10 protein-coding genes are annotated in these 12,079 nt (G+C 53.2%); 1 reads left to right on the forward strand and 9 read right to left on the reverse strand.

The annotated features are described in order from the left end of the window. Nucleotides 1-4 precede the first annotated feature (4 nt). The 9 genes from icd to dnaE form a co-directional block, all read right to left on the reverse strand. A complete protein-coding gene (icd, locus tag JJU47_RS10420; RefSeq protein WP_228619123.1) occupies nt 5-1,273 on the reverse strand; it encodes an NADP-dependent isocitrate dehydrogenase in 1,269 nt (422 codons plus the stop codon). 112 nt (nt 1,274-1,385) lie between these two features. Further along, complete coding sequence (gene citZ, locus JJU47_RS10425; RefSeq protein ID WP_024371380.1) at nt 1,386-2,498, reverse strand: citrate synthase; 1,113 nt, start codon at nt 2,496-2,498, stop codon at nt 1,386-1,388. A gap of 186 nt (nt 2,499-2,684) precedes the next feature. Beyond that, complete coding sequence (locus JJU47_RS10430; protein WP_029334714.1) at nt 2,685-3,149, reverse strand: DUF441 domain-containing protein; 465 nt, start codon at nt 3,147-3,149, stop codon at nt 2,685-2,687. A gap of 67 nt (nt 3,150-3,216) precedes the next feature. Continuing rightward, nucleotides 3,217-4,959 carry a pyruvate kinase gene (pyk, locus tag JJU47_RS10435; protein ID WP_228619029.1) on the reverse strand — a complete coding sequence of 581 codons (1,743 nt, stop codon included), beginning with the start codon at nt 4,957-4,959 and terminating at the stop codon, nt 3,217-3,219. A gap of 91 nt (nt 4,960-5,050) precedes the next feature. Further along, a complete protein-coding gene (pfkA, locus tag JJU47_RS10440) occupies nt 5,051-6,019 on the reverse strand; it encodes a 6-phosphofructokinase (RefSeq protein ID WP_228619033.1) in 969 nt (322 codons plus the stop codon). A gap of 160 nt (nt 6,020-6,179) precedes the next feature. Beyond that, complete coding sequence (locus JJU47_RS10445) at nt 6,180-7,103, reverse strand: acetyl-CoA carboxylase carboxyltransferase subunit alpha (RefSeq protein ID WP_483298126.1); 924 nt, start codon at nt 7,101-7,103, stop codon at nt 6,180-6,182. 4 nt (nt 7,104-7,107) lie between these two features. After that, nucleotides 7,108-7,962 (reverse strand): acetyl-CoA carboxylase, carboxyltransferase subunit beta, encoded by an 855-nt coding sequence (gene accD / locus JJU47_RS10450; RefSeq protein ID WP_228619126.1) that lies wholly within the window; start codon nt 7,960-7,962, stop codon nt 7,108-7,110. 14 nt (nt 7,963-7,976) lie between these two features. Continuing rightward, entirely contained in the window at nt 7,977-8,531 is a 555-nt protein-coding gene (locus JJU47_RS10455) for a FadR/GntR family transcriptional regulator (RefSeq protein WP_228619039.1), read from the reverse strand. Between the two features lie 75 nt (nt 8,532-8,606). Further along, the gene (gene dnaE, locus JJU47_RS10460; protein WP_228619041.1) at nt 8,607-11,777 is read right to left on the reverse strand and encodes a DNA polymerase III subunit alpha; all 3,171 of its coding nucleotides are present in this window, start codon (nt 11,775-11,777) and stop codon (nt 8,607-8,609) included. 102 nt (nt 11,778-11,879) lie between these two features. Between dnaE and JJU47_RS10465 the strand changes: the two genes are divergently transcribed. After that, a complete protein-coding gene (locus tag JJU47_RS10465) occupies nt 11,880-12,071 on the forward strand; it encodes a YtzJ family protein (RefSeq protein WP_228619043.1) in 192 nt (63 codons plus the stop codon). The last annotated feature ends 8 nt before the right edge of the window (nt 12,072-12,079 follow it).

The raw sequence follows: 12,079 nt of genomic DNA on the forward strand, positions 1-12,079 counted from the left end.
TGACTTACATGTTGTTGATCAGTTCATCCGCAAACTCTGAACACTTCACTTCTGTCGCTCCATCCATGAGACGGGCGAAATCGTACGTGACAACTTTCGCGGCGATCGATTTCTCCATCGCGTTGATGATGAGGTCTGCCGCTTCGTTCCAGTTCATGTGGCGAAGCATCATCTCCCCTGACAAGATCACCGATGACGGGTTCACTTTGTCGAGACCCGCGTACTTCGGTGCCGTACCGTGTGTCGCTTCAAAAATCGCATGGCCCGTCACATAGTTGATGTTCGCACCAGGTGCGATCCCGATTCCACCGACTTGAGCAGCAAGGGCGTCAGAGATATAGTCCCCGTTCAAGTTCATCGTCGCGACGACGTCGAACTCACGCGGGCGTGTCAAGATTTGTTGGAGGAAGATATCCGCGATCGAATCTTTCACGATGATCTTGCCTTCCGCTTCAGCTTTCGATTGAGCTTCGTTCGCAGCCGCTTCGCCAGACTCTTCTTTGATCCGGTCGTATTGTGCCCATGTGAACACTTTATCGCCATACTCTTCTTCCGCAAGCTCATAGCCCCAGTTTTTGAAGGCGCCTTCTGTGAACTTCATGATGTTTCCTTTATGGACGAGTGTGAGCGATTTGCGGTTGTTCGCGATCGCATATTCGAGCGCCGCTCGAACGAGACGTTTCGTCCCTTCTGAAGAAATCGGTTTGATCCCGATTCCTGACGTTTCCGGGAAACGGATCTTGTTAACGTTCATCTCTTCTTTCAAGAACGTGATCAACTTCTTCACTTCGTCGCTGCCTGACGCGTATTCGATTCCCGCATAAATATCTTCTGTGTTCTCACGGAAGATAACCATGTCCGTGTCTTCAGGGCGCTTGACCGGTGACGGCACGCCTGTGAAGTAACGGACCGGACGAAGGCACGTGTACAAGTCGAGCTCTTGACGAAGGGCGACGTTCAATGAACGGATCCCGCCGCCGACTGGTGTTGTGAGCGGACCTTTGATGGCGATCAAATACTCACGGATTTGATCGAGCGTCTCGTTCGGGAGCCATTCCCCTGTTTGGTTGAACGCTTTTTCGCCAGCGAACACTTCCATCCACTCAATCTTCTTCTCGCCGCCGTAAGCTTTCTCGACTGCTGCATCAAAGACGCGGACCGCCGCGTTCCAAATATCCGGGCCTGTGCCGTCGCCGATGATGAATGGAATCGTTGGTACGTTCGGTACTTGAAGTGCACCATTTTCTACTGTGATTTTCTGACCTTGTGTCAACATATGAATCCCCCTAAGTACATTACTGTAGGCCGGCGTATTCGCCGACCTACGTCAATTGTTAGTTTACCAAAGTTTATGTCTAAATTGTGACTTGAACTTTCGAATCCGCTCAGCGTTCGTTCATCGGAACGTACGAACGATGTGCTTCTCCGACGTATTCGGCACGTGGACGGATGAGGCGGTTGTCCGCATACTGTTCGAGGATGTGGGCAATCCATCCCGACATCCGCGACACGGCGAAGATCGGTGTGAACAACTCTTCATCGAGGCCGAGCGCGTAATACGTCGAGGCCGAGTAGAAGTCGACGTTCGGCTTCAACCCTTTTTCTGTCTCGACGAGATGATCGATCTTCTCGGACATCTCATACCACTCCGGTTCGCCGATTTGGGCTGTCAACTGGCGGCTCATCTCTTTTAAGTGTTTCGCACGCGGGTCGCCGTCCTTATAGACACGGTGACCGAAGCCCATGATTTTCTCACGGCGCTCGAACTTGCCGCGAACGTATTCTTCGACTTTATCGACCGATTCGATTTCGTGGAGCATTTTCATGACGGCCTCGTTAGCACCACCGTGAAGCGGTCCTTTAAGCGCGCCCATCGCGGCTGTCACACCTGAATACATATCCGATAACGTCGCCACACAGACGCGTGCCGTAAACGTTGACGCGTTCAGCTCGTGGTCGGCGTGAAGGATGAGTGCTTTATCAATCGTCTTCTCAGCAACCTCGCTCGGCTCTTCTCCGTTCAACATGTATAAGAAGTTCGCCGCATACGACAACCCTTGCTTCGGCGCGACCGGTTGCTCGCCTTTACGAAGACGGGCGAACGCCGTCACGATCGTCGCGATTTGAGCCTGGAGACGAATCGCCTTGCGCATGTTCGCTTCTTCGCTCATATCTTCCGATTCCTCGTCGTAAAGTGCAAGTTGCGATAACGCGGTCCGGATTGTCGCCATGGCGTTCGCCGATTTCGGCGCCCGCTCGAGCGTCGCGATCACATCGTCTGGCAACTTCGCCTCTTTCACGAGCGCTTCAGAAAGTGTTTTCAATTCTTCCGCTTTCGGAAGCCGATCGTTCCATAATAAGAAGACGACTTCTTCAAACGTGGCGTGGTCCGCCAAATCATCAATTGTGTATCCTCCGTAAGTCAATTGTCCGTCAATGATCGAACTAACTTTTGAGGCCGCTGCCACAATCCCTTCTAACCCTTTTGTTGTTGACATCCATAACTCCCCCTCAGTCTTTAAAAGTGGTCGACCGCATCATACAGTCTGTTTGTAGGGAATAAGGACGGCTGTCGAACGCTTTCCCCTTGACCGTGTTTCGACGTCATACCGCCCTGTCCTCCATTCAGTATAAACAATTTACTGAAAAAAAGAAATGTAAGCGTATCCAGTCGTTAAAATTTGTCAGAACCATTTCTCCACCAGGCTATAGCCTCCCAAAATGAGGGCGGCGATGCCGGCTCCGACGAGCGGTCCGACCGGCACTCCTTTCATGAAACCGACCGCGAGAATCGTCCCGGCGAGGAGCGCCGTCGTGACGACCGGGTCGACACGCATGAGCTGGACTCCTTGTCCGGCTGCGAGCGCGACAAAAATTCCAGAAGCGAAAGCGACGATGCCGACCGGCCCTTTAATACTATTCCACAATTCTCGAAAACCTATGTCACCAGTTGCGATCGGAACGAGCACGGCAATCGTGATGATTGTCACGCCCCAATGAATTCCTTTGGAGGCGAGCGTCGGAAACAATTGGTCACCGAACCCGATTGCCTTGATGATCAACAAGACACTGCTCGCGATGATGACCGATTGGTTATGGGAAATGACCCCGATCAAGACGAGCAGCAACAAGAATAAATATGCACCCATACGTCTCCTTCTTTCTGAATGGAAAAAGAACCGACCTCGAGATAAGGTCGGTTCGATTGGCATTCGATTACGCGTTATAAATCTTACCAGTAAGTGGGTCGATTGAAATCATTTGACCGTCACGGAGTGTGGCTGTCGCAGATTCAACACCGACGATCACTGGTTTACGGAGCGATGGTCCGACGATGCCGGCGTGGCTCGTCAATCCGCCGTCTTCCGTGATGATTCCAGCCGCTTTTTCGATCGCTGGCATCATTTCTTTATCTGTGAACGGTGCGACGAGGATCATCCCGTCTTTCGCTTTCGCGTTCGCTTCGTCCGCGTTTTTCGCGACGACAACTTCGCCGACGAGTCCGCGCTCACCGATTCCGCGCCCGTTTGCGAGGGCGTGGCCGACGATGTGGATTTTCATCATGTTCGTCGTTCCTGCAGTCGCAGCCGGGATACCTGCCGAGATGACGACGAGGTCGCCGTCTGTGACAAATCCAGCGTGACGTGCTGCTTCAGATGCTTGCACCAACATTTCATCCGTGTTGTTTGGCATCGTGTCAGCAATGATTGGGTATACACCCCAAACGAGGTTCAACTGACGTGCTACGCGCTCTGATTCAGTGACCGCGATGATGTTCGCTTCTGGACGGTATTTTGCCGTACGGGCAGCTGTGTAACCAGATTGCGTTGGTGTCAAGATCGCTTTCGCGTTCAAGTTGATCGCTGTGTGAGCAACCGCTTGTGAGATCGCATCCGTCACCGTGTGCTCGCTGCGCTTCTGACGATCTTTGAGCAAGTTTTTGTAGTCGAGCATGCGCTCTGTACGAACAGCGATCGCTGCTTGCATTTGAACTGACTCGATTGGGTAGTCACCAGCAGCCGTCTCACCTGAAAGCATGACCGCGTCTGTACCATCGAGGATGGCGTTGGCAACGTCTGATGCTTCCGCACGAGTCGGACGCGGGTTGCGTTGCATTGAATCAAGCATTTGTGTCGCTGTAATGACTGGTTTCCCGAGGTCGTTACACTTCTTGATCAACTCTTTTTGAACTGGTGTGACTTCTTCTGTCGGAATCTCGATACCGAGGTCTCCACGAGCGACCATCAAACCGTCAGAGATTGCCAAGATTTCTTCGATGTTGTCGACACCTTCTTGGTTTTCAATCTTCGGATAGATTTTAATGTGTGACGCATCGTGCTTCTCGAGAAGTTGACGAATCTCAACGACGTCAGACGCACGGCGAACGAACGATGCTGCGATGACATCGATGTCTTGTGAAATACCGAATTCGATGTCGGCGATATCTTTGTCTGTAAGGGCAGGAAGATTCACTTTGACGTTTGGCAAGTTAACGCCTTTCTTCGTCTTGATGATCCCTTCGTTTTCGATAAGGCAACGAAGCTCACGGTTCGGAAGTTTCTCAACGACAAGGAGACCGATCAATCCGTCATCGAGCATGATGCGTGAACCGACTTCAACGTCTTCGTAAAGTCCTTCGTACGTGACCGAGAAACGGTCTTTCGTACCGACGATTTCTTCTGTCGAGACGATTGTCACTTCTTTACCTTTTTCAAGGAGTGCTTTGCCGTCTTCGAACGTATGCGTCCGAATCTCAGGACCTTTCGTGTCGAGAAGCACTGTCACGACTTTGCCAGCGGCACGCGATGCTTCACGGATGTCACGGATACGGGCACCGTGCTCTTCGTAGTCACCGTGTGAGAAGTTAAGGCGAGCGACGTTCATACCGGCTTCAATCATTTCCGGAAGAAGTTTCTCTGAAGCTGGTCCAATCGTACATACAATTTTCGTTCTACGCATAAATAAAAACCTCCTAGGGGATGTTATTGCACTTACACACAGAAAACGGGGGGCCTGTGACCTGATCCCGTCTCTGTGAAGTTCACTGTTCTTAAATCGACAATTGGTTCGAGAGATCGATCAACTGCATATCAATCGTATGCTTGTTATGGTCGAGTGCCTCGTCAATGTCGAGGTCCATCATCTTACCTGCACGAATACCGACGACACGTCCAGCCTTGCCTTCGAGCAAGATTTCAACGGCGTAAGCACCCATTCGGCTTGCGAGGACACGGTCAGCAGCAGTCGGGGAACCACCACGTTGGATGTGACCGAGAATCGTCACACGCGTCTCCGAGTTTGTCTTCTCGGCGATGAGTTTTCCGATTTCTTCAGCACTGCCGGCGCCTTCGGCGACGACAACGATCGAGTGTTTCTTGCCGCGGGCGACACCATGATTGATGCGTTCCACGATTGCACTCAAATCTTCCGGACGTTCTGGGACGAGAATTGATTCTGCCCCACCGGCAAGACCAGCGTAAAGCGCGATGTCTCCAGCGTCACGGCCCATCACTTCGATGACGTACGTCCGTTCATGCGAAGATGCCGTGTCACGGATTTTGTCGATCGCGTCAAGCGCCGTATTGAGCGCCGTGTCGAAGCCGATCGTCGCGTCCGTTCCCGGGATATCGTTGTCGATCGTCCCTGGGAGCCCGATTGTCGGGAATCCAAGTTCCGTCAACTTTTGAGCGCCACGGTATGAACCGTCTCCGCCAATTACGACGAGTGCATCGATGTTAAATTTCTTCAATTGCTCGACCGCTTTCGCGCGGCCTTCTTCTGTTCTGAATTCTGGGCAACGGGCCGAACGTAAGAACGTTCCTCCGCGTTGAATGATGTCGCCGACCGAGCCAAGGTTCAATTCGACGAGGTCGCCCTCAATCAAACCTTGATAGCCGTTATACACACCGTACACTTCAAGACCTTCGAAAATTGCTTTTCGGGTCACGGCACGGACTGCAGCGTTCATTCCGGGAGCGTCTCCCCCACTTGTCAATACCGCAATTCGTTTTAAATTCACGTCACTCACCTCTTATGTGTTTTAACGAAATCTGAAAATAAAATACCATGTCTGACCTTTGTTTTACAACACAAGTATGTGAAAAAAAAACAAGGGGTCCTCATTGAAACAGTCATTCGGTGAACGGTTGATTGTGAATGCGAAGCGGTTGTTACCGTTTTCACGACCCAATTGTGCCAATTTGATGATATTTGTCGGCACGACCGTTCAACAGTTCGGTTTGACCTTGTTGCACCAACTCGTTGATGTGTTGTGTTAATACAGGCTTCAAGAGTGATGACTGTAATGACACATCCATATGCGCACCCCCGAACACTTCTGTGACGACTTCATCGACGATCCCTAATCCATACAAATCTTGTGCCGTGATCTTCATCGTTTCGGCTGCCCGTTCGGCCAGTTTCGCATCTTTCCATAGAAGCGCGGCCGCACCTTCCGGCGAGATGACCGAGTACGTGCTGTTCTCGAGCATGAGCAGACGGTCGCACACCCCGATGCCGAGCGCGCCGCCTGATCCGCCTTCCCCGATCACGACCGAGACGATCGGCGTTTTCAACGTCGCCATCTCGAACAAGTTCCGCGCAATCGCTTCACTTTGTCCGCGCTCTTCGGCCGCCTTACCCGGGTAAGCCCCTTTCGTATCGATGAACGTGATGATCGGACGGTTAAATTTCTCCGCTTGTTTCATGAACCGTAGCGCTTTTCGATACCCTTCCGGATGGGGCATCCCGAAATTGCGCGCCATGTTCTCTTTTGTGTTCCGGCCGCGTTGATGACCGATGATCGTCACGGGCATGCCTTCTAGTGTGGCAACGCCTGCGACGATGGCCGCATCGTCGTAGCCGTGGCGGTCGCCGTGGAGCTCGATAAAGTCCGGGAACAGCCGCTCGATGTAATCGAGTGTTGTCGGTCGTTTCGGGTTCCGTGCCAGTTGCACGCGATCCCACGGTTTCATATTCCCATAAATATCTTTTTCTAATCGGTGCAGCTTCGCTTCGAGATGCCGAATCTCACGGGACAAATCAATCCCTTTCGTCTCAGCCGTCTCACGCAGCTTCCCGAGCTGTTCATTCACTTCTTTGATTGGATCAAACACGGTCCACACCCCCGCCATGTAACGTGATCATGTTGTGTAAAAACGAACGCATTTGTTCGCGATGGATGACGGCGTCCAACTGACCCGCTTCCAATAAGAATTCAGCCGTTTGGAAGTTGTCTGGCAACTTTTCACGAATCGTCTGCTCGATGATGCGGCGGCCGGCAAAACCGATCAACGCACCTGGTTCGGCCACGTTCAAGTCGCCTAGCATCGCAAAGCTTGCCGACACACCGCCTGTCGTCGGATGGGTCAAGTACGAGATATAGAGCAGGCCGGCTTCATCGTGTTGTTTCAATGCGATCGACGTGTTCGCCATTTGCATGAGGCTGACCATCCCTTCTTGCATACGGGCACCGCCTGACGCGGTGAACAAGACGACCGGTAATCGTTCAGCCGTCGCTTGTCGAACAGCCGATGCGATCGCCTCCCCGACATAAGCTCCCATCGAGCCCATCCGGAACCTCGCGTCCATGACACAGACGACGAACGGATGGCCAGCGATGCTTGCCCTGCCACAGACGACCGCTTCTTCGATTCCAGTTCGTTCCCTGTCTTTCGCTAACTTTTCTTCATAATCTGGAAAACCTAGTGGATTTGCTTTTACTTCCGGTCCCGGGAACTTCTCGAACGAACCGGTATCGACGAGCATCGAGATGCGCTCATCGGCACTTAACGGAAAATGGTAGCCACAGTCACACACTTTATGGTTCTCGTTCAACTGTTTCGTATAATGCATATATTTACAAGATGGACATTTTGTCATCAGCCCTTGCGGCGCATCGATTTTCGGTTCTCGCTGACGCAACGGCATGTATCGTTTTGGTTTCTTGAAAAAAGCAGTCATCGCTTCCCCCTCGTTCATTCCGGCATCCCCACTTTACGCCACATCTCCAACAATTCCGTTCGTTCTTCTAACGTGTACAAGTCCCCCGTGTCCGTCCCTTCATAAAACCGGTTGACCTCGCTCCATATTCGGATGAACAACTCGTTCTTCAACCCGAAGACGAGCTGTTGACGAAAGAGCCGGTCCACTTCGAGGTTCGACTCGAGCGCCTGCACGCGCTCCGGGGTAGGCTCGACTTCCGAGAACGCCAAGCGCTCCAGCAACCGCAACATCTCGACGATGTCAGTCGCTTTCGTCTGTTTTGTCACGATGAACTCTGACAAAATTTCGATATAGCGGTGCCGGTCTTGTTCACACAAGAACGTCCCCCCTCCGTGTCTCGTCTCGACGATGCCGAGAAAACTGAGGGCGCGCAGCGCTTCTCGTACCGAGGCCCGGCTGATCGAGAGCGTTTCCGCGAGCTCGCGTTCGGACGGAAGCCGATCGCCGGGCACGAGTGCTGCCTGGACGATCAATGAGCGGATTTTAGAAATGTTTTCGTGAAATGAGGATGCGTGTTTTCCATGCATCTGACCGTTCAACTCCCTTTTTAAATGGCATTATCTCTAAAGTGGTCAGACCAATTAAACAGATTATACCACTTTTTATGACTTGGTACTAGTTTTCGTGCCAGTCATTTTTGCGTCGACCCGCTTTAAAACGACGTCCGACTCGCCGAACCGTTTTCTGATCGCGACGAGCAACGCGTCAGTCGGGTTGACCGAATAGGCGGAAGCGAGTTGCTTCACTTCTTTCGAGTCTGAGAAGCGACAGACGACCGGTACATCACCCGGTGAAGTGTGTAACAATTCTTCAAGTTCAGGGAACGACTCGCGGCGCAACCGGACGAACAACGCTTGACCGTGTAGCGGTCGGACCCGTTCCACAATCAATTGCCGGCGGCCATCGCGTTCGTTCGGATGGACTTCAAGCAACAATACGTTCCCATTGTATAACGAGCGTTCGAACGTTTTATAGACGCGAGGGAAAACGACGACTTCGTCTTGCGTCACACCGTCATCGACCATCACGACACCCATATCTTCACTTTTTTTCGTCTTGAACGTCCGGACCTCATCGACGTAGACGATGACGAACCCTTTTTCCCCGTTCAACACATCCTCCATCGTCACCGTCGAAACGCCGAGCGGGGCGATCGTCGTCAATGGAGAATGTACGATCCACGTCCCGAGCGCTTCCCGCTCTTCCTCCGACCAATTCGGTTCGACCGGTTCGGTCCGCTTCAAGCCGAGCGAGGACAGTTCATCCGGGAGCAGATGTGTGTCCGCTTCTTCACGCAGACGCTCGACGGCAAGAAACGCCGCGCGGCGGTCGCCGTGGTACATGCGGTCAAGCGCACCGGCCCCGAGCAGCCGCCGCAGCTTCAACTGGTCTTTCGTCCCCCATTCCATCAACTCACGCAATCGGCTCACGTCCGTGAACTCGGTATGATGGGCAATCAAGCGCTCGACATCACGTTTCGTCAATCCTTGAATCGCTTTCAACCCGAGACGGACGCCCGGTCCTTCTAGAAACGCCCCGGCCTCACCATGCAACACGTCTGGTGCGTAGACGGGGATTCTTCCTTTCCGCAACATACGCACGAGTTGATTCGTTTTTTCATACGTGACGAGATAAAAGATCCGCTCAAAATGAGCCTTCACGTAAGCGAGTCGATAACTGATCAAACTGTAGGCGACAGCGTGAGAACGGTTGAACCCGTACCCGGCGAACTTCTCGATCCACGAAAACACGTGTTGCATCGATTCCAATCCGAACGTCGGGGCGGCCCGTTCTAAAAACCGAGCTTTCTCCACGTCGATCGTCGTCGCGTCCTTTTTGGCGATGGCTCGGCGCACCAAGTCCGCCTCGGCATACGTATAGCCGGCCAGTTCACGTAACAGCCGCATCACTTGCTCTTGATAGACGAGCACCCCGTAAGTCGACGCCATCATCTCCCCGACGACCGGATGGACCGGTTGGTAAGGCATGCCGTGCTTCCGTTTCGCATACGTCTCGATGAATTGCATCGGTCCTGGGCGATAGAGCGACATCGTGACGACGATATCTTCAAACTCCGACGGCTTCACTTGCCGAAGCGCCTGCTTCATCCCTTCGGACTCGAACTGGAAGATTCCGTCCGTGTCCCCCCGGGCTAGCAGACGGAGCGTACGGGCATCGTTCAGCGGCACCGTCTTCAACGAGAACATGGCGTCTGCCTCTCGAATGAGCGCCTCCATGAGACGCAACTTCGTCAAATTGCGCAAGCCGAGCAAGTCGATCTTGAGCAGTCCTAACGCCTCGAGATCCTTCATATTATATTGCGTCACTTGGTCACCGTCCGTAGGTTGCAACGGGGTCACGGCCTGCAAAGCCTCTCGGCTGAGGACGAGACCGGCGGCGTGGATGGACGATTGACGCGGCAACCCTTCTAACTGGGCAGCGATCGCCAACAGTTGCGACCGCTTTTGGCTGCCGGCGAACCATTTCATCTTCGTCGGGTTCGCCATGATGCCGTTCAGTCCATCCTCCTTCACTTGTTTGCTCGCCGCCTGTCCTTCTTCGAGCGTCATTCCGAGCGCTCTGGCGACGTCACGGAGGGCAGCTTTCGCGCCGAACGTGGCGAGCGTACCGATTTGGGCGGCATGGTGCGCTCCGTACTTGTCGAGCACGTAACGGACGACTTCTTCCCGGCGTTCATCTTCAAAATCCAAATCAATATCCGGCATCGATACCCGCTCCGGGTTCAAGAACCGCTCAAACAAGAGCTCGAAATGCACCGGATCGACTTCGGTGATGTCGAGGGCGAAACTGACGAGCGAGCCGGCGGCAGACCCTCGGCCCGGCCCGACTTCAATCGCTTGTTCTTTCGCGTAGCGGACGATGTCTTCAACGATGAGGAAGTAAGAGGCAAATCCGGTCCGCTCGATGACCTCGAGCTCGTAGCGGGCCCGCTCGATATACGGCTCGTGGAGCAACCCTTTCGCTTTCAACCGCTCCGCGACGAGTCGTTTCAGCCGCAAGAACGCATCAGGCAGTTCCGGAATGGCCGACTGGGCCATTGGCAGCTGTCGGACGGAGACGAGCGTCTCAAACCGATCTAGCTCTTCGAGTTCGCCATGCTCGAACCAATCGTTCATTTCACTCGGAAGACGGACGTATCGGCCTTTATGCTGTATATCTTCCGGCGAGAGCACATCTCCTTCCCCGATCGCGAGTAGGGCCCGATACGCTTCAAAGTCGTCCGGCCGCATATATGCCGTCTCCGGCGTCGGAATCAGGCGCACCCCGAGTTCTTCCCGCATCCCGCGCAACTGCTTCAACACGAGCGCTTGTTCTGTCGTCTGCGGGGAAGGGATTCCGAGCCAAAGCCGCTCTTCTGCCACGTAGTTGAGCAGCTGATGATACAGACGGCGGCGGTGCATCGGGTCGCTCGTCTTCCAATTTTCAGGCAAGACGATGATAGCGAGGTCGTTCGATTCCCTCATCGCGCCGTCTCCGGCGACTCGGTACAACTGTTCGATTTGCTGGTCTTCAAGCGCGTAGGCGAGAATCGACACGTCTAATCCATCGACGCTTAAGACGGTGCGCAGTCCGAAGACCGGTTTGACGCCGTAGCGATCGCATAAACGAAAAAACTGCGGCACTCCGAAGCAGGCGTCATCCGCAAGGGCAACCGCCTTGCTGCCGCGCTCCGCCATTTGCGCGACATACTGTTCGAGCCGAATCGTGCTCTGCATCAGGCTGAAGGCGGACCGAACGTTTAAATGAAGCATGTGACCCCTCCTCTCTTTTTTCTTAATTTTCAAACTCATGTCACCACTTCTCTGATACAATAATTATAGACATAACTCATCGTAAAAAGGGGGTAAAAGCGTATGATTATTAATCGGGGACAAATCGCGCGCGACAAGCTATCGGATTTACAGAACGGTCAGACCGTATTTGCCGACAGTCCTGAAATTATCGAACGGCTCCGCAAGTACATCACCGAATACCAACTTGATGTCGTTGAGGATGTGACCGATCGCGGCACATGGTTCATTCCAAAATTAGAAGACACCAAATGAAGAGAGCT

Origin of the sequence: Exiguobacterium sp., assembly GCF_020832205.1 — a bacterium.
In the GTDB taxonomy this organism is placed as follows: domain Bacteria; phylum Bacillota; class Bacilli; order Exiguobacteriales; family Exiguobacteriaceae; genus Exiguobacterium.

Coding starts and splice junctions, on each gene's coding strand:
- citZ (WP_024371380.1), bottom strand. CDS start 2,498: ATGTCAACAACAAAAGGGTTAGAAGGGATTGTGGCAGCGGCCTCAAAA.
- JJU47_RS10430 (WP_029334714.1), bottom strand. CDS start 3,149: ATGGGTGCATATTTATTCTTGTTGCTGCTCGTCTTGATCGGGGTCATT.
- pyk (WP_228619029.1), bottom strand. CDS start 4,959: ATGCGTAGAACGAAAATTGTATGTACGATTGGACCAGCTTCAGAGAAA.
- accD (WP_228619126.1), bottom strand. CDS start 7,962: ATGACTGCTTTTTTCAAGAAACCAAAACGATACATGCCGTTGCGTCAG.
- JJU47_RS10455 (WP_228619039.1), bottom strand. CDS start 8,531: ATGCATGGAAAACACGCATCCTCATTTCACGAAAACATTTCTAAAATC.
- dnaE (WP_228619041.1), bottom strand. CDS start 11,777: ATGCTTCATTTAAACGTTCGGTCCGCCTTCAGCCTGATGCAGAGCACG.
- JJU47_RS10465 (WP_228619043.1), top strand. CDS start 11,880: ATGATTATTAATCGGGGACAAATCGCGCGCGACAAGCTATCGGATTTA.